Source organism: Paenibacillus sp. FSL R7-0163, from assembly GCF_037969975.1.
GTDB classification, from domain to species: Bacteria; Bacillota; Bacilli; order Paenibacillales; family Paenibacillaceae; genus Paenibacillus_AQ; species Paenibacillus_AQ odorifer.
This window is the reverse complement of sequence record NZ_CP150224.1, coordinates 1,068,381-1,092,660: the sequence shown is the minus strand read 5'-3', so window position 1 is coordinate 1,092,660 and position 24,280 is coordinate 1,068,381. Positions and strand designations below refer to the sequence as shown.

Sequence of the window (24,280 nt, the reverse complement as noted above, 5' to 3'; positions counted from 1 at the left end):
TTTCTTTTTTTGTAAACGCTTAATATTTGGCAGTATAATATCTCCACTTAAAATAATCAATTGTGCAGCAGTTTCAGAATACGCAGGCTGGTACCTTTACTCTGTTCGTCCTTCAGCCCCGTAATGCGTACTGTAACCCGCAGTTCTTGACGTTGTTCCCGGATCGGAAACATGGCGATAATAGGCCGAAAGGCAAGCGGACACCATTCATCGAATAAGTTCACAGCTTTATAAGAACTGTCATTAAGCGAATATTCAAAAATCCCGCTGTCCGGTCCGTAGAGCAGCATCAAGCCTGCGCTTTGCCCGGTTACGGTAAAAGAAAACATAGCCTCCTTGCTATGGGTATACAGATGCTCTGTTCCAAAACGCCAGTTCATCAGCGGATCTCCTGCAGACAGTTCGCGAAGTTCGTAACCGTTCACATGATCAGCCGCGCGGAAATCAAGCAGACTGCCATATTCATAATTTTGCTCCGCTAAGGGTGGAATATCTAAAGAGCTTTCGCTGCTCAAATTCGTCTTGCCAGGAACAAGCGCTGTCTCCAGATACTCTCGCAAAAAGGAAGCATACAGCGCATGACCGTCATCATTGGGATGATATCCATCCGGTGCCAGCTTAGTCCACTCCATTTGTCCCGCCTTTAGCTGCGCATAGACTCTAGCTGCAAAATTAACAGAGGGAAGCTTATAATGCTCAGCTACTTCTTCATGGACAGCGATATTAAAGGGATTGCTCCCGGAGAGATTCTTCTCTGCTGCCGTATACAAAAAGCAAATATCAGTGCCCGGTGACAACCGTCTGCATTGGCGGACAATGCCCTCCATCCCTCTAATGGATTCTTCCCGGTCACTGCCGTCATTGACGCTAAATTCAACGAATAACAAATCAATTGTGCCCTGCTGCAGGACATGCTCCTGTAATCGATGAGCACCTAAAGTTGAGTTCGTTCCTCCCACTCCTGCGTTGATGAAGCGGAACTCCTGATCTGCAAACCGTTCCTGAAGATACTTACCGGTGAGCGCTCTCCAGCTATATGTGTCTGCTTCGGATGCACCTGCCCCCTCCGTAATTGAGCCGCCTAAAAAGGCAACGGTCACAGTCCCTTTTTCCGTAAGCCTGCCGTTAATTTGAGGTAGTCCACGGCGCGGAACTACAAATGAATGATTGCAATGTTTCTCGTCTGTCATAACTCAACCTCCATCCATAAAAAACCATATTTTCTCCTTGAAATCAAGAAATCAGGTGCGGGGTCTATCATACAGCACCTGATTCTGATTTCAATATTTATTTTTTTGAAGTATCATAAGCCTTTTGTAAAATTTCGAGATAACGGTCAAGCTTCAAGTTCTGCAATCCCTTTACATAAGCGTCCCAGTCCTTGTTCAGATCCTTGTTGCCTGTGATGAATTGCAGCTCATTTTGTTCGATGTAATTTTTCAAATTTGTCTGCAGCAAGCTGGCTTCATCAATCTCACTTGGATCAATCCAGATCGACCAGATAGGGAACAACTCTTTAGGCTCATGACCTTCGTATAGCAGAGTCGCATCATACAATCTACGTTCGTAACCATCAGAAGCAAAGATGTCGGTACCTTGAACGTAAGTATCACGGTATTCTTTAGGCTCATAGAAGTGAGCCATACCACTCCAGCCCGCATTACGTGGTGCTGCGCCTTCTTCACCTGGAATTAATTTGATCATCGGTTTAACATCTTTACCCAACGCCACATCGCTTTCAACCGGATCGGTCCAATCGGTTCCCTTCAGGCCAGCTGCGCCATTCGTTTGGCCTTCTGGTGTGAACATATAATCCACCATCTTGATCAGTGTAATTTGCGCTTCTTCACTTGCTTTGTTTGTGATCACGAATTTTGCACCCGGGACTACGCCGCCTCCATCATGAGTCGCATAAGAAATTCCTGAAGGTCCCGAAATCGGAGGAAGCGGGTTGTAATGTGCTGAGCGGGTATTCCCCGGGTCGATGTTTACGAAGATCGCTGGGTGCATACCTGCACCTGCGCCTAGAATTTCTGCATCAGCATTTTCACCGATTTTCTTAAAAGCTTCCGCGTTTTGTGTAAAGGCACCCGGATCAATTAACCCTTCGTCAAACAGGGATTTAATATAGGTCAATCCTTCTTTCCACTCCGGAGTAATGGCAGCAGATTGCACCTTTCCATCCTTCATGTTCAGGTAATTACGATCATCATCATAAACAAATGCGTTCATCAAGAAAGGAACGATCCGTACGCCGAACTCCTCGATGGAACCGCTTAGCGGCACTTCATCCGCTTTGCCGTTGCCGTTCGGGTCTTGCGTTTTAAAGGCTTTCAGTACATTTTTAAATTCCTCAGTGGTCTTCGGCATCTCCAAGTTAAGCTTTTTCATCCACTCAGTATTCAGCCACATTTTGCTAGGATAGGAACAGTGGAAACATTCTGTATAAGCTACAAGTCCGTAAATGTTGCCATCAGGTGCAGTATTAAACGTTCTTAGGTCAGAGTTCTTTTCCATGGCTGCTTTAATATTAGGAGCATATTTATCAATCAGATCATTTAGCGGAATGAGTACACCTTGCTTGCCGTATTTCAGTAGATCGGCCTGTGAGAATTGATCAATATAGTGAGTAAGCAGGTAGGCATCTGGATAGTCGCCACTCGCCAGTGAGATCTGGCGTTTTTCCTGAGCACCATCCGATGGATTGATCTGCCAGTTGAATTTGAAATTAAATTTCTCTTCTACATGTTTTGTGAATTTATTGGTCGAAAGGTCGATGCCGGATTCCTGAACTGAGAACACGCTGATCTCAACCGGCTTGCCAGACGAACCCGAACCAGAGCCCTGCTGCGTGCTGGATGCGTTACCTGTATTTTTATTTGCACATCCGCTAATTACAACCGTAAATGCCATGACCAGAATTAGTAAAGTTATCAAGCTTTGCTTCTTCAAATATTATCACTCCCTTTTGTAATTTAGCAGGTGATACGATGATACCTTAAGTGTGTACTCCGGGCATACCTCCTTTCCAAAAAAAGAGATTCCTAAGATCAACCCTTGACGGAACCAACAAGCATCCCCTGTACAAAATAACGCTGTACGAAAGGATAGATAACAAGTACCGGCAAGGTGGCAATCACAATTAAGGAATACTTCAGCAGCTCGGAAAGCTGTTGTTTCTCGACCAGTTTCCCCACGTCCATAGCCCCACCAGCGCTGTTGTTCTGAATGATGATGCTTCGCAGGACAAGCTGTAAGGGGAACAAATCTGCTGATTTCAGATAAATCAACGCATCGAAATAGGCATTCCATTGACCTACCGCGTACATAAGCACCAACACTGCGAGAATCGGTTTGGATAACGGGAGTACCACGCTCCAGATGAATCTCATATCACTACAGCCGTCGATTTCACTAGCTTCCAAAAGCTCCTCCGGAATCGAGGATTGAAAGAAGGAGCGGGCAATAATGACCTGCCAGACCCAAATGGCGTTCGGAATCAACAGCGCCCAGCGAGTGTCGATCAGATGCATCTCCTTCACAACCAAATAGGTGGGAATTAGCCCCCCACTGAAGATCATGGTGAAGGTAATGATCATCATCAGTGTATTTCGTCCGAAAAAACCTTTTCGAGACAGTGGATAAGCAATCATAACCGTTAAAGTTATACTAATCAGCGTTCCCGCTGCGGTGTAGAAAATTGAGTTTCCATAACCAGTGATAATCTCAGGCGTATTCAGCAATACTTTAAAACCTTTGAAAGATATATCCACAGGCCAGAGCCAGACACGACCAGAGGTCACGGCTGCCGGACTACTGATTGAGCTGCTGATGATAAAAATAAGCGGATAAAGTACAGCGATTACCACAAGAGTGAGCACAATATAGATTGTGATCAGGAACGCTTTGTCGCCGACGGATTCTTTAATCTTTTTTTGAACTGCTGCTGCCATAGATAAGCTCCTTTCCTACCAGATGCTGTTCTTCGTGATTCTTTTCGCCAGACCGTTTACTGTAAATAAGAGAACCAGGTTGATGATGGAGTTGAACAGGCCCACCGCAGTTGCAAAGCTGTAATTGGCATTCAACAGACCGACCCGGTAGACATAAGTGGCAATGATCTCAGAATTAACGAGGTTAAGCGGGTTCTGTAGCAGGTAGACTTTTTCAAAGCCGATCGCCATTACATTCCCTACATTCAGAATCAAAATGATAACAATAGTTGGCACAATCCCTGGCAAATCGACGTGACGGATTTTTTGAAACCGCGAGGCTCCATCAACTTTGGCAGCTTCATAAAGTGTTGGATCTATCCCTGCAAGCGCTGCCAAATATACGACTGCACTGTAGCCCGCTGTCTGCCAAATATCAGACCACACATAAATCGAACGGAACATGCCGGGTTCACCTAGGAAGTTAATAGAATCCAGTCCGAAGAAGTTGAGTGCAATGTTGGCAAAACCGAGCCGTGGGGCCAGAAATAGCATAACGATTGACACCATGACAACCGTCGAGATGAAATAAGGAGCAAACGATACAAGCTGAACGAATTTCTTAAACCTTCCTCCCCGTACCTCATTAATCATGAGAGCAAGAATAATCGGGATTGGAAAACCCGCCAGCAACTGATAGCCACTAAGCATAATAGTATTCTTGAGCAGCGTCCAAAACTGCGGATTCTCAAAGAAGAGCTGGAAGTTTTTAAATCCGACCCATGGACTTCCCCATATCCCTTTTATGACGTTGTAGTCCTTAAAGGCTAGGACAGTGTTCAGCATCGGATAATACTTGAAGATGATAAAAAACAGCAAAGGCGGAATCACAAGCAGATGTAACTGCCAGTGCTTTTTTATGCTTTTGCGAGCATTTTGTAAGAATGCGGGGCCTTTGCTTTTCGGCAACGACTTGCGATGTAATACTATTTCTTTCTCCAGAACAATTCCCCCTAAGCAGATGTCTGTGATTTTTGATAGCGCTTTCTACGGATTGATCATAGATGACTTTTATCTCCAAAAGAAAGGTACACTTGGGGACTTCAGCGTACAAATCGCCTTATCTGAGGAGCACAAAATAGCAGTAGAACGGCCATTTTTCCAAATTGCAGGGTTGAAATCAGAAAAAAGACTGCATCGTCCAAAGTGGACAGTGCAGCCGTATGTTATGGCATATTTTTTTATTCATCCACAGATTGTCTATAGGTACTCGGGGAGACACCCATCAACCTTTTAAATGCGCGTCTGAAGGAATGTGAACTGTTGTAGCCCACCCGCACGGCAATCTCATCCACCGTTAATCCATTCTCTTTGAGCAGGATAATGGCTTGATCCATTCTGACTTTTATCAAATGGTCGGAGAAGTTGACACCCGTTACCTCTTTAAACAGCTGGGAAATGTATTTTTCCGGCCGCTCCACCTGTTCCGCCACCCGGTAGAGGGTCAGTTCCGTATCCGAATAGTTTTTTGCTGTGTAGTCCTTAATTTGCTTGATGATCTGAATATGAATATCTTTCTTTTTATTCGCAATGAGTCCGCACAGCTCTTCCATAATGTCAAAAAATTCGTTCTGGATCGTCTCAAGCGACTCTGATGAGCCAATGTCTATGACCCGCCGTTTGACACTCTCGATCTCTGAATATTCGGTAAATACCTTTTGATCCAATAGCTTGAGAAAAGTCCCCTTCATTTCCCCGACAAGCTGGTGCTTCATTTCGATGGATAATTCTCGCTGCTCCATATTCTGGGCGATAATCGCACGCACAATCCGTTCGGCTTCTTCTAGCTCTCCGGCTCGAATCGTGCTGATTAACCGTTGCTCCGAATCCAGCGGATAATAATAAGTTGTATTCTCGATCTGAGCTTCACTACTCCAGATAATTCCTTTCTTATTCATGTAAACTGCATATTCCAGCGCCTGCTTCGCTTGATCATATGAAAGGCTAACCTCCGTTACCTCTGTGAATAGATCCCCGAAGCCCGCCAGAATGGTAATGCGGTACTCATTAAAGACATTTTGAGCGAGCTCCTCCATCGTCTGGGTGATATTCGCTGCTTCCTGTTCCTTGTCAGCTCCTTCTTCCCTAGAAAAGAACAGCGTTACAACTTTATCAGAGCCCATATCCGTCATCAAGACATCCACGCCAAGATCAGCCAAGGTCTGTTTCAGCAGCAGCCGGGAAGCGCTCAACTCGTTCAGAATTTCAACACTGTCCATACCCGCATAACCGTTAATTTGAACAATTCCTACGTAGCCAGTATCCTGATTCATGCTGATATCCGCCTGCTTGGCTGCAGAGATAATTTCATCCCGCGTCTTGAATTCACCGGCAATCAGCCGTTTCAGGAAGGCATCTCGGACCAGAGGAAGCTGGCGGTTAAGCTCGGACTCGAGCAGCTTATTTTTGGTAATCATATCGGCAATATTTCCGCTCAAAAAGTCAAATTCATTCCTCTCCGAGGCTTCTTCTTTACCGAATTGCTCCTTCATGACGCTGAGCATACGATTGATTGGCGCGCTGTTACGGTAAGCTAATACCAGTCCGGCAATCAAACCGATAATTAGAGTGCCTCCCGTAATTTGTATGGAGATTCTTTTGATCTTGTTAGCATTCTCCATCAAAATATCTTGAGGAATCCCGGTCTGATACACCCAGCCATTGGAATCGGAACGGGTAGTAACCACCAGATCATCCTTGTAGAACTGACTGACCTTATTCTTATCAAAAGCTGGATCGTCGAGCATTTTGACCATTTTCTGCTCATCGCTTCCTTGCAGAACAATCGTATTCCCTTTAGCGTCACTAATATGCACCCAGCCCCCGTATCGCTCGGTCAGGCCTGAGAGCAAGCTGGAAATATTTTTTTCATCAATAATCACGACTGCAACAGCCGGCGAGGAATCATTAAAGCTATCCAAGGGGAGTGACTGCATATAGGTAATGACCGAGGTTTGCATCCCCCTGCTGACAAAATCACTAAGTGGCTTGATCTCGCTGCGGTGGGTTGTCTCAAGCACTTCTTTTCTCCAATCCTGTAACGAAAGATCCTTATAGTTGAAATTAGAGTAGTAATGCTCCGGACGATAGGTCGAACCTGGGGTTAGGATAAGATTATAGTTGGCGAGGTAAATATAATAGTTTTGCAAAAAATCATTAGTCTGGCCGAAAGTCAAAACATTCCGCATCGTTTTCCAAATCCCATACACATTCGTCTCATTTTCACTTTCATTCATAAGAACATTTAGCTCCTGGTTGACCGCCAATTGCCTGGTAAAGCCTTCAACCTCCGCCATACGGCGCTCCAATATCTCCTGACTTTTCTGAAGCTGAGTGACTCCATTCTCAATCGAGATGGACTGTGTCACGGAGATTGAGGTTAGATAGGACATGTACCCGCCAATGCTGGGTATGGCCAAAATGACCACATAAGAGATTAGAAATTTACGAAAGATATTGGAATATTTCAGCGTAGTTAGCCTCCCTCAATATGACATTTCGATAGCGCTATCATTACCATAGATTAAAACATTTTGCTTCATAGTCAAGGGTTCGAACTCACTTCACCCTCCTGCACCTCTTCAGAAATGGAAAAAAACAGCGATCTACGCCGTTATCACTGCCTTTTATCGGCAATTCCGATATTTTATCTATAGTGTGTCAGCTGTTTCGATGTGTGACCCTTACATGGCCCTCCTGTTTAGAAAAAAGGGGCCAGTAACGGCCCCCTTCATCATTACTTTGGCTAGACAATCAGTTCTTCTTCTGATCTCTGGCCTCTGATCCAGATGTAAAGACATGATCCGTCGAAGCTTCTTCAATGTCGCCGAAGGCCCAATGCGTTGCCGGAACATCTGCCCACTGTGGATTCGTTACATTGATTAGGGGACCTCTGCCTAAAGCTCTATTCATAGCCACAACAGCTTCGGCACGAGTAAGCTTGGCATTAGGACGGAAAGTCCCGTCATTATAACCAGTGAAAATGCCGGTACCTTGGGCTTGCAAAATCGCCGCCTGTGCCCAATGTCCATTGATGTCAGAGAAACCGGAACCCTTCTGCATCGAATCCGTTCTAAGCAGGGTCACCAGAGTGGCCATTTCTGCACGCGTCAACATTTGATTAGGCTTAAAGGTGCCATCGCTGTAACCCTTTATTAGTCCCATCTTCGCTACTTTAGTTATGGCATCAGCACCCCAGTAACCAGAAGGCACATCACTGAACACGACACCTGCTCCAGTAGCCCCCTTCTCAGAAACATTGGCAAGAATCGTTGCCATCTCAGCACGCGTAATTTCGTGCTCCGGCTGGAAGAACCCACCCGGATAACCTTTGATATATGCTGTATGACGGATCGTATTAGACTCGCCATTCCCTGCAGATCCATCCTCGTTTCCAGTTGCCGGAGTTGGCGTCGGAGTCAAGGCAGGTGTGGAAGAAGGCTGAGCTGGAATGTACGAGCCACCCGAATCCGTTGATGTTGGTGTTGATGTTGGTGTTGATGTTGGTGTCGGACTTGGCGTTGGTGTCGGAGATACAACAGGAATCGTTGAAACTGTGAATTTCAATTGATCCGTCAGCATGAAATCACCAGATTTCTTCACAGCTTTAAGCGTGTGTATCCCGCCTTCCAATCCCGAAATACTATAAATTTCCTGACGGCTCAGGCGGCTCTGACTATACGCATTCACGGTTTGGACCCGTTGTCCATCCACATAAATATCCATATCACCTTGCTCTGGACCAATAGGTGTAATCAGGCTGATTCCGGTACCCTTGAAGGTATATTCAAAGGAATCACCGTCCACTGATGTAGAGTGAACATCATTAAGATAATCTCCCCCTACAGTAAACTTAAGGTTCAGCGTGCCCACTGGCTGTGCAGCAAGATAAGATTTATTCAGTGTAACACGGTTACCTGCTACTGAATAATCAGTCCCCAGAACCAGATCATATGATCCGTTAGTAATGCCGGCAAAGCTTTCCGCTTGCTGCAGTAATGTCACCTCAATATCTTCCTGAGCGGAAGCAGCTTTATCAAAGCTGGCAGCGATCGGATTAATCATATTCGGAATTTCTACCTTGAACATATCAAGAAGCATAAATCTGCCTGATTTCTTCACAACCTTGAGCGTGTGCATACCATCCGGTAAGCCAGAAATGCTGTAAAGGTTCTGAAGTGACATTTGTCCATGATGATAGGCACTGACTGTTTCCTTAAATTGATCGTCAACATAAATATCCATATCACCCTGTGACTCATCTACCTCTGTGAACAGCTGAATCCCCGTTCCTCTGAAGGTATATTCAAAAGAATCACCATTCTGCTCCGTATATTGCACATCGTCTTTATAGTCGCCCAATCCTCTGCCACTGCTGCGGTTCCAAGTGCCATTGTACTTAACTGTCGAATCATCGTTATTAATCATCACATAATGAATGCCTGTAGAATCGCTAATTTGTATCGACAGGGTCTGTGGATCACCAGCGTTAAAAATGAAAATCAAGTCGGTTGTGCCTGCCGGCTGCTGCGCAAGGTATTGCTTATGGATGGTCAATTTGTCATTCGTCACCGTAAAATCGTCTTCCGAAAGTGCCTCGCCATTATTTTCAATACAGCTCAGTGTATTACCATTCAAATTCAGGGTGACAGTAACATCCTCTTGTTGTTCTGTTGCTTGGTCGAATCTAGCAGATGTCGGAGTAATGGTACTATTCTGTCCTCCTGCTGGAGTTTCTGTAGTCACCTTAAACGCGTCAAGCAGCATAAAATCACCTGAGCTTTTGACCACTTTAAGTGTGTGAGAGCCGTTAGCCAGTCCCGAGACACTGTACAGATTTTGCTGTACCTCTCTTGATCCCGTTTTATAAGCACTAACGGTCTGTGCAGCCTCATGGTCCAGCGTAATAATCATATCTCCCTGAGATTCATGCTTTTCGGTCAGCAGGTCAATGCCAGTGCCCGTAAAGGTGTACTCAAAGGAATCACCGTTCTTCTCGGCATAATGCACATCGTCTTTATAATCACCCAATCCTCTAGATGAGCTTACCTGCCATGCGCCATTATATTTAATGCCGCTGTCATTATCATTAATGTATACTACATTAGTGACCGTTGCCTTGTTCGCAGCAGACGAATTCTCAGACGGGTCAGTCCCATAGTTCGTAACATCCGATTGTGAAGCCATCGACGGAGCAGACGAGGAATCCTTGATCGTAATGCTCAAATCTTGCTTTCCTTCTAGCAGCTCTTTGCCACCATTTCGCTTCCAATCCCCGCTGTAGCGCATACCTGTATCATCATCATTGACTGTAGAGGTGCCACCTAATGCTGTAACTTTAAGCATCCGCGACGCATGAGGTTCAAGTATCCCTCCGCTAAATTCCTTCTCAAAGTCTCCCAGCTCAGTGTGACTCCATAAATCGCGAACGGAAGCCGGGCCCTCAAGGCCGAGATCACTCCATTTGACTTTCACCTCCGCACTCCGACTGCCCAAATTGAACAGAGCTACGCTGTAAGTGCCATCTCCATTATTGGCATACCAAACCTGCTGCTGGGTATCCATAGATACCGGATGGCCTGGACGTCCTGCCTGATTTACGGCAATTACCTCATCATTGGTAAGCAGTTCTAGACCATAGCTGTCCAGCCTAGTCATGTCATTACCTGTATACAATGGCACGGAAGAGATTGACCAGAATGTCATCGCGGATTTCCGCTCGTCTTTGGTCAGACCATCCATAGATCCGTTACCAACGTTCAGAGAATCAAAATCATTCCAGCCACCAGGACCTGCATCCCTCCACCAAAGTGCTGCTTTGGGGAACAAGCGGGAAATACTCGGCCAGGCTGTCAGCCCACTGCCATCGTAAGCTTCAACATCCCAGTCAATTCGCCAACCGTTGGCATACTTTTTCCAGAAATCCACGTAATTGTGATCGAGCGCCCAGGACAGCTCAAACCAGATGTTATTTCTGTCAAAAGCCTTAGACCATGCCTCTACATCGCCGCGCGCATCACGGCTCAAGTTGTCAATCCCCGAGCCAGGAGTCACGCTGTCAAATTTGACGAAATCAATGCCCCACTCGCCAATCATATCCGCAATAGAATCCACATACTTCTGGGCACATGGATTCGTGAAATCAATTTTATAAGTGTAGGAATTCCAATAATCCATAATGGTAAGCGGCTTGGCTGTAATGTCCTGTATACGGCATTGGCCACCCGTTCCGTAAATCTCTAGATTCTGATTATAGGCATCGATGGATACCCCCGGAATCATATAGATTCCAATTCTCTGTCCATTATTATGAACATAGTCGATGACCTCTTGAAATCCGTTAGGATATAAGGTCTCACTTGGAATCGGTCTGCCGTATTCATCCATGCTGCCATTCCAGCCCGCATCAATATTGATGTATTCATACCCATGGGCTTGCAAATTCTCATGCATAACATCCGATTGTTTTTTGATGCTTTCGGCCGAGGTCCAGTTGCCTGCACCGTCGTACACCTGCATGCTGTAACTGCTCCAGCCCATATAGGGCTTTTGCGCCATACTCTTCTCAGCTGCTAGTGCCACATTGCCCTTCGTTCCTGTGAAACCGAACTGCGCTGCTGCAATTATAAATACCAACAGGCTCATTCCCAGCTTTTTTCCCATTCGCTTCAAATCATCCTTACCCCCTCATAAAATGTGGTTAAAATTTATTTGATAGCGCTTTCTTTACGGGATGATCATAAAGGAAGAACGAGTTCCACGATAGGTACATTTCCGCATTTTACGTACAAATAACCCAAAAACAAGGGGACAAATGAACAACAGAACAAACATTATTCCTCCAACAATAGAAACTTAAGGAAGATAATATGGGCTGGATCTATTTTGAAAATTATTAATAAAGACCCTTTTAACCTTATGTAACGTGATGGAAATCACATGATTTAATGTAAAATAAATGAATAATTTAGAAATGAAATACAATTATCTTAATCGATGCATGATATGCTCTAGAAAGGGAGATAGGATTGAAGTTGGATTTGGAAGGGTTGAATGTGGATTCCTTGATTCAGATGCTTAAGGCATCATTTTCATTTGAAAATTGGGATGCCATGATTGAAATTGCAGACAAGCTACATGAACAAATTTCCGTCATATATGAAAACAATAGTAACCTCATAAGAGGTCCTAAACTGAAACGGAGTATCCCCTATTATTTTGGATATAGCTCATGCGCAAAAGGTATAGCACTACAAAAATCCGGTAAGTTTGACGAGGCAAAAATATGTATTCAGAAGTATGCTGACCTGGGCTGGATAGTAGGTTTAGATGAAGAGGGTATTAATGAAGTCGAATATTACCGCAATATAGCAAAAGCCAATTCATACGTTATCGATCTGTTGGAAGGCAAAATGGGAGTCCTACATAAATACGTTGAGTTTATTAGAAAAAGTGATGATGAAGAGTTATTGCCGGGACTCATTACAATCTTAGAATCTTCGATAATACATGATTATTCCGTTGATTGGATTCTGAAGGAATTCAAAATCAATGTTGATGACATAGGAGAACATGAGACTATTGTGAATATCAGATACCATGAGGATTACATTTATCTGCTGGCGATGTATTACTATAAACAAGAGAATATGTACGATACAATCAACACTATTCTAGAAATCTTATTATTAAGCATCAAGCTAGACGATGATACAGGCTTCAAAAAATCAGCAGCGCTCTTTGAACTCCTTAGAGACCACGCCGATCAATCACAACTCAAAGTACATCACAATATCATGAAAACAATAATCGAAAAAGAGTTTACTAGGTCCTTCAGCTCGCGAATCGAGTTCAGCAATTTACACAGTTAACGATCACGGAGGTCGTCGTTGATTGGATTATAAAGTTGGCTATAAAAAAGGAGTGGTTCTCCGGTTAATGGGCGGAATCACTCCTTTAAGGTGTATTGATCCGGACCGGTCCGCTCGATCCTTTGCTTTCTGCGGGATTTATGCCGTTTATTTCGCCACATTCGCTCGATCCGGTACATTCTGCGGGATTTATACCGCTCATTTCACCGTATCCGCCCGATCCGCTGCATTCTGCGGGATTTATACCGTAGATTTCACCGTATTCGCTCGATCCGATATATTCTGCGGGATTTATCCCGTTCATTTCGCCACATTCGCTCGATCCGGTACATTCTGCGGGATTTATACCGCTCATTTCCCCGTATTCGCCCGATCCGCTGCATTCTGCGGGATTTATACCGTTCTTTTCGCCACATCCGCTCGATCCGGTACATTCTGCGGGATTTATACCGTTCTTTTCGCCACATTCGCTCGATCCGGTACATTCTGCGGGATTTATACCGCTCATTTCCCCGTATTCGCCCGATCCGTTGCATTCTACGGGATTTATACCGCTCATTTCGCCACATTCGCTCGATCAGCCGCATTCTGCGGGATTTATCCCGTTCATTTCCCCGTATCCGCCCGATCCGGTACATTCTGCGGGATTTATACCGTAGATTTCACCGTATTCGCTCGATCCGGTACATTCTGCGGGATTTATACCGTTCTTTTCGCCACATCCGCTCGATCGACTGCATTCTGCGGGATTTATACCGCTCATTTCTCCGCATCCGCCCGATCCGCTGCATTCTGCGGGATTTATACCGTAGAATTCTCCGTATATGCTCGATCCGGTACATTCTGCGGGATTTATACCGTAGATTTCTCCGTATTCGCTCGATCAGCTGCATTCTACGGGATTTATACCGTAGATTTCTCCGTATGCTCGATCCGTTGCATTCTGCGGGATTTATCCTGTCCATTTCTCCACATCTGCTCCATCCGCTGCATTCTAAAGCAATTATCCCGTAGATTTCTCCGTATTCGCCCGATCAGCTGCATTCTGTGGGATTTATCCCGTTCCTTTCGCCACATCCGCTCGATCCGCAACATTTTAGGGCATTAATGCCTCTATTGTCTCCGCAACCACTCCATCCGCCTCATTCTACGGTATAAATCCCGCTTCCTTTTCGCCGCTTCTACTTTGCCGGCCTTTCTGCCCGCCCCACAACATAGTGTTGAACCCCCTCAAAATTCGTCGCTCTGTTGACGAACACCGGTTATTCGCCATGTTTTTAGTTTAACTTTCGTTCTTCTCATTTTACATAAGATTCTTTTCACACTTTGTTTGGATTTTTTAAAATCATACAAAAAAAGCCCCGATTGATTGCCTAGGGACTTTTTTTGCTTTATTTTCTCCTATATTAAATCAAATCTACTTAACTGCCTAGCTTTCACTTCAAATAGTTCTCTAATGTTCTCCGTACCGCTCCTGGGCCTGCCATCATTTCCTGGAACATAACCTCAATCTTATCGCCTAGACCAATTGCGTACAACGGAACCCCAAAAAGTCGCTCATCTTCAAGAATGGGGCGCACACTTGCGGTTTGGTCTCCAAGCGAAACTCCTTGCAGGTAACCCTGCAGTGTTTCTAGTAACGGATCTGAACTCAATGTGAAGACCTCTCCAGCATCATTCACTCCAAGTAAGTAACGACACCACACCGCGATAGCCAGTGGAATCGCTGTTAGCTGCGCTGGATCGAGCTCCTCCCGTCGAATATAGGATTTAATAGTTTCACCGAACCGTATACCCACCTTCTGCGAAGTGTCTGTAGCAATCCGCTGTGGAGTATCGGGGATAAATGGATTGGCAAAACGCTCCGTAAGGACTTCGTCCAGGAACTGCTTTGGACTGAGAATCCCCGGGTCCACTACGACGGGCAGACCTTCTTTGTAACCGATTATCTCCACAAACCTCCGCAAAGTATCGTCCTTCATCTCATCCGCGATCAAGGTGTAGCCAAGCAGACAACCGGAAACAGCAAGCGCCGTATGCAGCGGATTAAGGCAGGTCGTTACTTTCATCGTCTCCACCTTGTTGACTGTCTCCCGGTCCGTAAAAATAATTCCGGCTTCCTCTAGTGGTGGACGTCCGTTCGTAAAGTTGTCCTCCACTACAAGGTATTCGCTAATCTCGGCATTTACGAAAGGAGCGGTATATGTGTTTTTGGAGGTAATGATTACATCCATATCACCAATTCCCTGTTCCAGAAGCGCGGCCTGTACACTCTCCGAAGGACGTGGTGTGATTTTATCGATCATGGACAATGGAAAGGTTATTAATCGTTCATCTTCCAGATAGCGCACAAAGTCTTCCACAACAAGTCCTCTTTGGGCCCATTCCTTAGCGATGGACACAATACCGTTCTTCAACTTGTCGCCATTGTGTGAGCAGTTGTCCATGCTGACAAAGGTCATCGGATATTGGCCTTTCAGATATCTTCGATAAGCAAGCGAAGCTACAATGCTCATGACATGAACAGGATGCTCCGGTCCGCTCTCGATATCCTTTTTCACAATGCCAAGATATTTATCGTGCGGATCCGTCAACGAGTATCCCTTCTCCGTGATGGTGAAGCTGGCCATTTGCAGGCTGGGATTCTCGAACACCTCGATCAATCGACGGTACTCTGCTTCACGGTTTTTGTCCGCTGCGATTCCCTCCACAATACTGCTGACTACTCTTTTCTGAAAATCACCACGAGCATTCATCAGCACTAAAAGGGTCAGATTGTCGTAGGGCTTGTAAACTTTATCAATCATTTCGAAATCAAAGGTTTCCACCGCAATAATACCTGTATCCGACTTCCTGCCATCCAGCAGCTTCTGATGAGCATTTGCCACGAAGCCCCTGAAAATATTACCGGCACCGAAATGAATCCATTCCGGTTTAAGCTGTGTATTGTTTGCTACCTGCTCATAGTCGAACTGCGGAAGCTCCACACCAGCAGCTTTCCAAGCTGCCTTTTCCCCTTGGATACTGCTTCTGGTCAGTTGCAGCATTTATTTTGCCTCCTTGACGTTATCCAAGCTATCCCAGACACCAAGCAAATACATGATGCCCATAGCTCTATCATACAAGCCATAACCCGGGCGGCAGTTCTTCTCTTCCCCCCACAGATGCCGTCCGTGATCCGGACGTACATAACCGATGTATCCGTTCTCATGATAGGCTTTGACCACCTCGGCCACATCAACACTTCCGTCACGCCCACGGTGCGACACCTCAATGAAATCACCATTCTCAAATACCTTCACATTACGGATATGGGCAAAATGAATACGGTCATGGAACTCGCGGATCATCGCTGGCAGATCGTTATCCGGATTCGTGCCGAGTGACCCTGTGCAGAACGTCAAACCGTTGTACGGGCTGTCCACCAAATCCAAGAAGCGGCGGATCATATCCCGGTTGCGGATAATACGCGGCAGTCCAAAGATCGGCCAAGCCGGATCATCCGGATGAATAGCCATCTTGATGTCCACTTCCTCGCATACTGGAATAATGCGTTCCAGGAAATACTGGAGGTTGTCGAACAGTTTATCTTCCGTCACATCCGCATAAGCCGCAAACAGCTCATCCAGCTTTGCCAGCCGCTCCGGCTCCCAGCCCGGCATCGTGAACTGTCCAGCTCCCTTCAGAATCCGGTCCACCATCTCACGCGGATTATCGGTAATGGCAGCCTTTTCATAAAAGAGAGCATTCGAGCCATCAGGCAACTCTTTATACAGCTCTGTGCGGGTCCAATCGAAAACAGGCATAAAATTATAGCAGATCACCTTAACGCCAACCTTGGCGAGTTTACGAATGGTGTCGATATAAATATCGATATATTTATCACGGGTCGGCAAGCCGATTTTGATATCATCATGAACGTTGACGCTTTCTACTACAGCCGTGCTGAAACCCTTGCTGGTGATTTGATCCGCCACTTCTTGGATCCGTTCCATTTCCCACACTTCTCCGGCTACTTTCTCGTGCAAAGACCAGACAATCCCCATAACACCCGGAATCTGCCGAATATGATCCAGCGTGATATTGTCATTGCCCTCGCCATACCATCTCCACGTCATGTTCATTGATAAACCCTCCTGTGAATTCGTTTTCAACTATCTTGTATACAAGATTTACTTGATCATAGAATAAGAACAATTCTTTGTCAATCACAATTTGATCAGGAATTTTATCCTGAAAACAAGGGATATCCGCCCTATTTTTATCCCGATGATTTTAATGAACGAACTTATCATGTATACTAGTACTGTATCTGTCATCAATAATTGAAAGCAGGAACAAAAATGTCAATCAAAGCTGATATTCTAAACACACTGAAGCAAGAAATCCTCACGCTGGCTTTAAAGCCAGGTACCATTCTAAGTGAAACAGCCTTGTCTGAGCGGTTTCAGATTTCACGTACGCCGTTGCGTGATGTTCTCAAACAGCTTGCACTGGAATCTTATACCGATATCTATCCGAAAAAGGGTAATATTGTCTCCTTCATTGATCTTGAATCTGTTGAACAAATCACATACTTGCGTTGCACACTGGAAAAGGAGATCCTCAAGGATCTTTCTGCACAGCTTTTACTACCCGGAGTGCACGAGCTGAAGGAAATTCTTAAGAACCAGAAAGAGGTCATCGGGCAGGAGAACGCTGTAGATTCTTTCCTTAATTTAGACGACGAGTTTCACCGGGCCTTGTACAGGCTTGCTGGACGTGAGTATCTGTGGACTCTGATTCAGCAGTCGAATGTACATTATCTCAGGTACCGCAGACTGCACATGCTAAAAACCGACAAGCTGGAAGAAATCTGGAGCGAACACCAATCCATTCTTGAGCTTATGGTGCAAAAGGAAACCACCAATATCGGTCCGCTAATCCACCACCATCTTCGGGAAGATATTCATTCACTGGACTTTCAGGAGAACTTCTCGGAATACCTAAAAAAATAGTCGGCCAAAAAGCGGCTTGCCCATAAGTTAAGTGCCTTCCCGGATAAAACTTCGTTATAAGAAGAAACTCACAAGCTTCCTATTCCTTATTAAAAAAACAAAAAAACCTTGATTTCTCAAGGTTTTCGTAAAAAATGAACAAGGACTATAACGCCGCACTAATAGCTTAAATTTGCTCCGTTAGAGGTTATGACCTTTTTGTACCAGTAAAAGCTGTCCTTACGCAGACGCAGCAGCGTTCCATTGCCTGCATCATCCTGATCAACATAAATGAAGCCGTACCGCTTGCGCATCTCCGAGGTGGAAGCCGAGATCAGATCAATACAGCCCCAGCTGGTGTAGCCCATTAGCTCCACGCCATCGGCAATGGCTTCCGCCATCTGCTCAATATGCTGTGCCAGATACTCTATCCGGTATGGATCACGGATGGTGCCATCCAGTTCGAGTACATCTGCAGCACCCAGACCATTCTCTACTACGAACAAAGGAAGCAGGTAGCGGTCATGCATCTCCTTGAGCACAAACCGCAGCCCCTTTGGATCGATCTGCCAGCCCCAGTCGGAAGTTTTCAGGAAGGGATTCTTCAGCCCTGAGGACAGGTTACCTTCCGTGGTGGCCGTGATGCTCTCATCCACACTGACTACTGAGGACATGTAGTAACTAAAGGAAAGAAAATCTACAAGATTGTCCCGCAGCAAAGCTTCGTCCCCCGGCAACATGGTTATTGTCACTCCATGCTGCTCCAAATGCCGGCGGATATAAGAAGGATAATAGCCTCTAACCTGAACATCGGAGCAGAACATTGCCATTTGGTTCTCCGCTTGCGCTTTCAGTACATCACCGGGATGACAGGAATGTGGGTAGAGCAGCTTGCGGGCCAGCATGCAGCCAATCTGGAACTGCGGATTGATCTCCCGGCCCCGCTTAATCGCAAGCGCACTGGCTACGAACTGGTGATGCAAAGCCTGAAAAGCAACCTGCTTCTCATTTGACTTGCCATCCAGAATAATCCCTGCGCCCAGAAACGGCGCTTTGAGCGTACAGTTAATTTCGTTGAAAGTCAGCCAATACTTCACCTTATCCCGGTAACGGGTAAACACAGTCTCCGCATAACGGACGAACAGTTCAACCAGTTCTCTGGATTCCCAGCCGTTGTATTTGGTGACTAGGTGCACCGGCATTTCATAATGGGAAATGGTGACCAGCGGCTCGATATTGTATTTGCGCAACTCATCAAAAACATCGTCGTAGAAACGCAATCCTGCCTCGTTAGGTACCTGCTCATCGCCATTCGGATAAATACGTGGCCAGGAGATGGACATACGGAATACCTTAAAACCCATCTCAGCGAACAAGGCGATATCTTCTTTGTAGCGGTGGTAGAAATCAATCCCTCTGCGTTTGGGGTAATTTCCCTGATTATCATCCTGTATGGCCTCTTCTAGCTGTGGGCCGGACATGGACAATAGCTGTTCCAGGCTCTGCCGTTCCTTTGGAGGACAATATTTGACTACATCAGCAGTGGACAAACCCTTGCCGCCTTCATTATACGCGCCTTCGACCTGATTGGCGGCTACCGCACCGCCCCACAGGAAGTTTTCCGGAAATGGATAAGTCATCGGTTGAGCCTCCTTTTATTAATTGGTGGCAGCGGTTGCTGCCGCTTTAGCTTCAGCCTGCTGTTCTTGCTCCAGCGCTTCGGCATCGGCTTTTTTGAAAAATGGATAGTAGATCATGAAGCTTGCACCAATCATAACCAGCTGAAACGCACTTACGCGCCAGCCCCCGTTCATCCAGCCATTAACCAGCACCGGAATGCCCAGCGGCACCTGAATCCCGTGCAGCACAGGAAGGATACCCAGCGTCGTCAGAAGAATCGCCAGACCACTACTCACCAGCGGAGTCAGGATAAACGGAATCATAAACCGAACATTCAGCACCAATGGCATCCCGAAAATCACCGGCTCATTGACACCGATCAGACTTGGGATAATTGCCAGTTTACCAAGTGTCTTATAACGTGTAGATTTGGCGAACAACATCGCAATAATGAGACCTAACGTTGCCCCCGCACCACCGATCAGTACATAAACCGGGAAGAACGGTGAACCAATGATATGCGTACCTTCCACACCTCTTTGGTAAGCGTCCAGATTCTCAAGTCCCAAAGCCACCCAAATCGGGCCGACAACGGAATAGACTACCAAGGTGCCGTGAACTCCAAAGAACCACAGCAGGTGAATTACGAAGATGCAGATCAGCATCGCCCACCAGGTACCCCCCAGACTAGTCAGTGGCAGCTGGATAATCGAGAAGACAAACTCGTGCATATTGCCATATTTCGTTGCGGCGAAAATCGCCGTCAGCACTAGCATCAGAACCGCTACGATAAAACCAGGCGTAAGCGCGGCAAAAGATTTCTCGACCGTGGGCGGAACACCCTTCGGCATTTTGATATAGAATTTCTTTTCCAATACAAAGGTATAGATCTTACCTACCAGCAGTGCCAGGATGATTGCCACAAACAATCCCTTGGCGCCCAACCAGGAGTAACCAAATGCTTTGGTCACACCGTCATCCAGCAGTCCTTTTGGTGTAACTAGCAAGAAACTCATCAGCGCCAAAATCCCTGCCGAAAAGCCTTGCTGCTTATGTTGGGTAGCAAAATTATAAGCGATGGAGAACACCGCGTAGAGTGCGATCAAATCGGTGGTTACGGTTGCCGGAATCGAAGTATAAGTTTTGAGTCCAGTGCTTTCCAGGAAATTCTGATAAGGATCAAGCTTGAGTGCATTAATCAGGGAAAAAATAGCGCCCAGAATCAATATTGGCATCAAGGCCATCAGACCGTTGGAAATAGCGCTGATATAGGTGTTTTTTTGGATTTTCGTGCTGACTTTCTGGATCTTGGCTCTCCATTCTGCGCCGCCTGCCATGACTTAAGCCCCCTTCTCCATCAGTTCAAGTGCTGTAGCCAGCACCTTGTCCCCATCCATCATGCCATAGTCCATCATATCGATCGTAGTTACTGGAATGTTCGGATATTCTGCGGCCAGATCGCCTTCGGCGTGTCCCATTTGTGGTCCAAGCATAATGATGTCAAAAGGCTTTTGATCGGCGATATCACTCTCCGCCACTGCATCAATAACCACTTCAACCCCTTGTGTCCGTGCCGATTCTTTCATCCGTTCCACCAGCATACTTGTCGAGAATCCGCCTGCACAGGCGAGCAATATTTTTTTCATCTTAGTTCACCGATCCTTTCAATTCTAGTTCGAGTGCTTTGCGTTCTTTGATTTCTTCGATCAATTCCACAGCCAGTTCTCTAACCGTCAGGGCATTCATCAAATGATCCTGCGCGTGAATCATCAGCAGCGTAATTTCTGTCTTTTCGCCCCGGCCTTCAGCCTGGATCAGCCCCGTTTGCACTTTGTGTGCTTTGGTCAGGCTGGTCTTGGCATTCTTAATCATCTCGCCCGCTTCTTCCAGGTTTCCGGCGCGCGCGGTTCTTACCGCTTTTAGGCTAAGGCTTCTAGCCTCTCCGCTGCTGGCAATAATCTGCATAATCGTTTGTTCATAATCCATGGGTTCTCCACTCCGTATCGTCATTTTATTTATAGTAGGTTCTCTATCTCATTCATAAATTGCTCATAACTATTCGTGTTTAGCAGCCGGTTACGGCTGTCTTCCTTCTCCATTAGAACCAGTAGCAGCTTGCTGATCTCTTTGTGCAGGAACAACTGCCCCGGACCCAGATTGATCAGAAAAATCAACTGGACCGGCTTCCCCTCATAGATCAGCGGTTTCTTCAACACGGTTACACTGATACAGTCGCGGATCGCGCTCATCCGCATCGGATGCGGGCCGGCCACCCCATTTTTGTAAATGGTGGTGAATTTCTGCTCTCTGAGCAGCACTTGTTCAGGGAAATCGTCAGCTGCATAATGATTGCCCACGATCTCCCGGCAGCGCTGCTTTAACAGCTCCATGTAATCTTCGTCCGAACCAGACAGATGGAACAGCTCCCTGCGGAACAAATCCTTGAAATCCATCAGCTTGTAGGACGGTTCTGTACGATTAATCTGCAAAGACAATATTTCTTTGATCCGCTGAATCTCTTGATCATCCAGCAGCTGTTTGATATGGATCACCGGTTTTTCCTTAATCTCTGTTGCCAGCGGTACAGTAGAGAGAATCAGATCCACAGGCTTGCTGCTGATCTCCTCCACCTCCGTAATGGAGGCTGTGATCACCGACGCTTTGGGGAATACCGCTTCCAGCTTCAGCCGGATTAACTGGGCACTGCCCCCTCCCGTCGAGCAGATCACGGCAATTCGCTTGAACTTCTCCAGATTGCGCTGCTGCATCCGTTCCAGATGGGTGGCAAAATGCAACGCGACATACCCTGCCTCATCGCGCGACATCCGAAACCCGTACTGCTCCTCTACAATCTCAGCGAAGCGGAAGGAAATGACGAACACATTGGCATACTGGCTGTAAACATCCTCCACCAATGGATTGCCGAGCTGAAGATTGTAATACAACCGGTTCAGCAGCGGGAACATATGCAATAGAAGCGCTTCGCGCAGCTCGTGATCTTGAGTGAATCCAGTGAGGAACTCGCGGTCCAAGCGCTCCAGAATAGCCGTAATTCCCTCCCGCAGATGCGATTTGGTCTCTTCCGACATCCGCTCCATAATGGTCTTGCCAGAAATGTGCAGCGCCAAATAATCAATTTCATCCGCCGGAAGCTTAATCCGGTAGTGAGAGGAGATAAAATCTGCGATGCTCCTAGCAATATCCTGATACAGCGGCTCAGGTGTTCCCTGCAAGGCTTGACCAGCCACAATGAAATTGTGCTTGGAAACCCGGTATAGAAGAATAAACAGATGGGTCAAGATATTATCCAGAAACACATCCGAGATCTTCAGTTCTTTTTCCTTGAGGATTTGCAGTAGAAATCCCTTAAGCTGCTCAGCATCAAAATCCTTACTAAAAGCATGAAAATCCTCCGTATGCTGCAGCGTATGACCCGATTGCAAGATAAAGTAAGAAAAGGCTTTGCGGAAGTCTTGCTCTTCCCCCTCGATTTTCATGCCATAATGAGCCCGGCGTTTCAAGCTAAGCCGGAAAGCGGCCAGTCGCTGCTCTACTTCCTTCAGATCAGAAATAATGGTAGAACGGCTGACGCCGATTTCTTCCGCCATGTTATCCATAGACTGATAGCCATCGTTCTGCAAGAGATAAAATAGCAAATACTGCTGGCGTGACTGCTTATTATCTAGATCCACCTGATCCAGCTGCAGCATTCCTTTTTCCTGGTAGCTACTGAATTTGGCTTCATCACCAATCTCCAATAGATAACCCTGGCCGCGGATCATGCGGATACCAAAACCATTCGCCTCTCCTGTTTTGTCGAGTGCACGGATTACGTCACGGAGAGTCCGTTCGGACAAACCCACTTCGGCAATCAGCTCACTCATGCGCACAGGACTCTTGCGGGTATATAAAATATTAACAATCGTATATTCTCTCACCTTAAATTCCCTCATTTGTGATACTAGTATCGGATGAAGCACTCAGCTGGTTATGAATACATCATACGTGGAAGCGTTATCTTCTGAACAGTTTGTATTCTGCTGTTTGGAACGGCAGAAACTGACGGATAGGTAAATAACGGATTAAATTCTTAGCATACATTATTTGTGGCCACAAATCAGGAGGAAATATACAACAAAGGGGAGAGTGCGATTAATTGTTAAAATAAACAAAAATAAATTAGTTAGGAGGACGATTCATTTTCTACAGATGGGATGTGAGGGGAATAGGATTAATATATAGAGTCAAAAATCCCAAGGTCAGTATGACCTTGGGATTTTAATTATCTTCTGCGGGGAATCCCGCATGGCTTTGCAATATTTTTTATCCACTACATGCCTACAGCTGAGGAAACTGCGGCAAAGATTGCCGCCACCAGCCAAAGAATCGGAAACAGCTTGAGAATTACCTTTAACCATTGTCCAAAATTGATCCGGGCGATGGCCAAACCTGCCAGCAGCACACCGCCTGTTGGCGAAATGAGATTCGTTAATCCATTTCCAAATTGGTATGCGGTTACTACCGCTTCGCGGTTAACATCCACAAGATCGCCTAATGGTGCAAGCACAGGCATCGTCAAGGCCGCCTCTCCGGATGAAGAAGGAACCAAGAACGTAATAATATTATGCACGACCAGCATGATGGTGGTGAACAAGTAATTCGGCAAACCCTTAAGCATAGTAGCCAGGCCATTCAAAATGGTATCGATAATCATCCCGTTCTCTGCAACGACGAGGATCCCCCGGGCCAAACCGATGATCACAGCAGCGTAGTGTGAGTTATATTTCATCTTGGCATTAAAAAGGCCTCAATTCGGCGATTC

At 46.1% G+C, this 24,280-nt stretch carries 17 protein-coding genes; 3 read left to right on the top strand and 14 right to left on the bottom strand.

Going from position 1 to position 24,280, the window contains the following annotated elements; all coding sequences use genetic code 11:
• Positions 1 to 56: 56 nt before the first annotated feature.
• The 6 genes from NST45_RS04705 to NST45_RS04680 all read right to left on the bottom strand — a co-directional run bounded on the left by NST45_RS04705 (position 57) and on the right by NST45_RS04680 (position 11,654).
• Entirely contained in the window at positions 57 to 1,190 is a 1,134-nt protein-coding gene (locus NST45_RS04705) for an SGNH/GDSL hydrolase family protein (RefSeq protein ID WP_076142407.1), read from the bottom strand.
• A gap of 97 nt (positions 1,191 to 1,287) precedes the next feature.
• A complete protein-coding gene (locus tag NST45_RS04700) occupies positions 1,288 to 2,913 on the bottom strand; it encodes an extracellular solute-binding protein (protein ID WP_076142413.1) in 1,626 nt (541 codons plus the stop codon).
• 137 nt (positions 2,914 to 3,050) lie between these two features.
• Positions 3,051 to 3,953, bottom strand: a complete 903-nt coding sequence (locus tag NST45_RS04695; protein WP_036683268.1) for a carbohydrate ABC transporter permease — start codon at positions 3,951 to 3,953, stop codon at positions 3,051 to 3,053.
• A gap of 15 nt (positions 3,954 to 3,968) precedes the next feature.
• Positions 3,969 to 4,901: an ABC transporter permease subunit gene (locus NST45_RS04690; RefSeq protein WP_244886372.1), complete on the bottom strand. Its 933-nt coding sequence runs from the start codon at positions 4,899 to 4,901 to the stop codon at positions 3,969 to 3,971.
• A gap of 272 nt (positions 4,902 to 5,173) precedes the next feature.
• Complete coding sequence (locus NST45_RS04685; RefSeq protein ID WP_256721535.1) at positions 5,174 to 7,420, bottom strand: helix-turn-helix domain-containing protein; 2,247 nt, start codon at positions 7,418 to 7,420, stop codon at positions 5,174 to 5,176.
• Positions 7,421 to 7,745: 325 nt separating this feature from the next.
• Positions 7,746 to 11,654 (bottom strand): X2-like carbohydrate binding domain-containing protein, encoded by a 3,909-nt coding sequence (locus tag NST45_RS04680; RefSeq protein ID WP_212592231.1) that lies wholly within the window; start codon positions 11,652 to 11,654, stop codon positions 7,746 to 7,748.
• Between the two features lie 365 nt (positions 11,655 to 12,019).
• Here NST45_RS04680 and NST45_RS04675 point away from each other — a divergent pair, with 365 nt between their 5' ends.
• A complete protein-coding gene (locus NST45_RS04675) occupies positions 12,020 to 12,862 on the top strand; it encodes a DNA-binding protein (protein ID WP_141118619.1) in 843 nt (280 codons plus the stop codon).
• Positions 12,863 to 12,884: 22 nt separating this feature from the next.
• Positions 12,885 to 13,970 carry a hypothetical protein gene (locus NST45_RS04670; RefSeq protein WP_339825033.1) on the top strand — a complete coding sequence of 362 codons (1,086 nt, stop codon included), beginning with the start codon at positions 12,885 to 12,887 and terminating at the stop codon, positions 13,968 to 13,970.
• 328 nt (positions 13,971 to 14,298) lie between these two features.
• On the opposite strand, the gene NST45_RS04665 is transcribed toward NST45_RS04670, so the two are convergent.
• Together NST45_RS04665 and uxuA are read right to left on the bottom strand one after the other, a co-directional pair.
• A complete protein-coding gene (locus NST45_RS04665; protein ID WP_339825030.1) occupies positions 14,299 to 15,909 on the bottom strand; it encodes a mannitol dehydrogenase family protein in 1,611 nt (536 codons plus the stop codon).
• Positions 15,910 to 16,986 (bottom strand): mannonate dehydratase, encoded by a 1,077-nt coding sequence (uxuA, locus tag NST45_RS04660; protein ID WP_038572722.1) that lies wholly within the window; start codon positions 16,984 to 16,986, stop codon positions 15,910 to 15,912.
• A gap of 219 nt (positions 16,987 to 17,205) precedes the next feature.
• Between uxuA and NST45_RS04655 the strand changes: the two genes are divergently transcribed.
• Positions 17,206 to 17,859, top strand: a complete 654-nt coding sequence (locus tag NST45_RS04655) for a GntR family transcriptional regulator (RefSeq protein ID WP_339825027.1) — start codon at positions 17,206 to 17,208, stop codon at positions 17,857 to 17,859.
• Positions 17,860 to 18,017: 158 nt separating this feature from the next.
• Here NST45_RS04655 and ascB read toward each other — a convergent pair whose 3' ends face one another.
• From ascB to NST45_RS04625, 6 genes are all read right to left on the bottom strand, one after another.
• Complete coding sequence (gene ascB / locus NST45_RS04650) at positions 18,018 to 19,478, bottom strand: 6-phospho-beta-glucosidase (RefSeq protein ID WP_339825024.1); 1,461 nt, start codon at positions 19,476 to 19,478, stop codon at positions 18,018 to 18,020.
• Positions 19,479 to 19,496: 18 nt separating this feature from the next.
• The gene (locus tag NST45_RS04645; protein WP_036683289.1) at positions 19,497 to 20,795 is read right to left on the bottom strand and encodes a PTS transporter subunit EIIC; all 1,299 of its coding nucleotides are present in this window, start codon (positions 20,793 to 20,795) and stop codon (positions 19,497 to 19,499) included.
• Between the two features lie 3 nt (positions 20,796 to 20,798).
• On the bottom strand, positions 20,799 to 21,104 hold the full coding sequence (locus tag NST45_RS04640; protein ID WP_036683292.1) for a PTS sugar transporter subunit IIB: 306 nt from the start codon (positions 21,102 to 21,104) through the stop codon (positions 20,799 to 20,801).
• 1 nt (position 21,105) lies between these two features.
• Positions 21,106 to 21,444, bottom strand: a complete 339-nt coding sequence (locus NST45_RS04635) for a PTS lactose/cellobiose transporter subunit IIA (protein ID WP_038572728.1) — start codon at positions 21,442 to 21,444, stop codon at positions 21,106 to 21,108.
• 29 nt (positions 21,445 to 21,473) lie between these two features.
• Entirely contained in the window at positions 21,474 to 23,396 is a 1,923-nt protein-coding gene (locus NST45_RS04630) for a BglG family transcription antiterminator (RefSeq protein WP_339825021.1), read from the bottom strand.
• A gap of 392 nt (positions 23,397 to 23,788) precedes the next feature.
• The gene (locus NST45_RS04625) at positions 23,789 to 24,247 is read right to left on the bottom strand and encodes a TIGR00366 family protein (protein ID WP_235219491.1); all 459 of its coding nucleotides are present in this window, start codon (positions 24,245 to 24,247) and stop codon (positions 23,789 to 23,791) included.
• Between the last annotated feature and the right edge of the window lie 33 nt (positions 24,248 to 24,280).

Bases quoted from the DNA above. Each gene is read 5' to 3' on its own strand.
- NST45_RS04705 (WP_076142407.1), bottom strand. From the start codon at position 1,190: ATGACAGACGAGAAACATTGCAATCATTCATTTGTAGTTCCGCGCCGT.
- NST45_RS04700 (WP_076142413.1), bottom strand. From the start codon at position 2,913: ATGGCATTTACGGTTGTAATTAGCGGATGTGCAAATAAAAATACAGGT.
- NST45_RS04695 (WP_036683268.1), bottom strand. From the start codon at position 3,953: ATGGCAGCAGCAGTTCAAAAAAAGATTAAAGAATCCGTCGGCGACAAA.
- NST45_RS04680 (WP_212592231.1), bottom strand. From the start codon at position 11,654: ATGGGAAAAAAGCTGGGAATGAGCCTGTTGGTATTTATAATTGCAGCA.
- NST45_RS04665 (WP_339825030.1), bottom strand. From the start codon at position 15,909: ATGCTGCAACTGACCAGAAGCAGTATCCAAGGGGAAAAGGCAGCTTGG.
- uxuA (WP_038572722.1), bottom strand. From the start codon at position 16,986: ATGAACATGACGTGGAGATGGTATGGCGAGGGCAATGACAATATCACG.
- NST45_RS04655 (WP_339825027.1), top strand. From the start codon at position 17,206: ATGTCAATCAAAGCTGATATTCTAAACACACTGAAGCAAGAAATCCTC.
- ascB (WP_339825024.1), bottom strand. From the start codon at position 19,478: ATGACTTATCCATTTCCGGAAAACTTCCTGTGGGGCGGTGCGGTAGCC.
- NST45_RS04645 (WP_036683289.1), bottom strand. From the start codon at position 20,795: ATGGCAGGCGGCGCAGAATGGAGAGCCAAGATCCAGAAAGTCAGCACG.
- NST45_RS04640 (WP_036683292.1), bottom strand. From the start codon at position 21,104: ATGAAAAAAATATTGCTCGCCTGTGCAGGCGGATTCTCGACAAGTATG.
- NST45_RS04635 (WP_038572728.1), bottom strand. From the start codon at position 21,444: ATGGATTATGAACAAACGATTATGCAGATTATTGCCAGCAGCGGAGAG.
- NST45_RS04625 (WP_235219491.1), bottom strand. From the start codon at position 24,247: ATGAAATATAACTCACACTACGCTGCTGTGATCATCGGTTTGGCCCGG.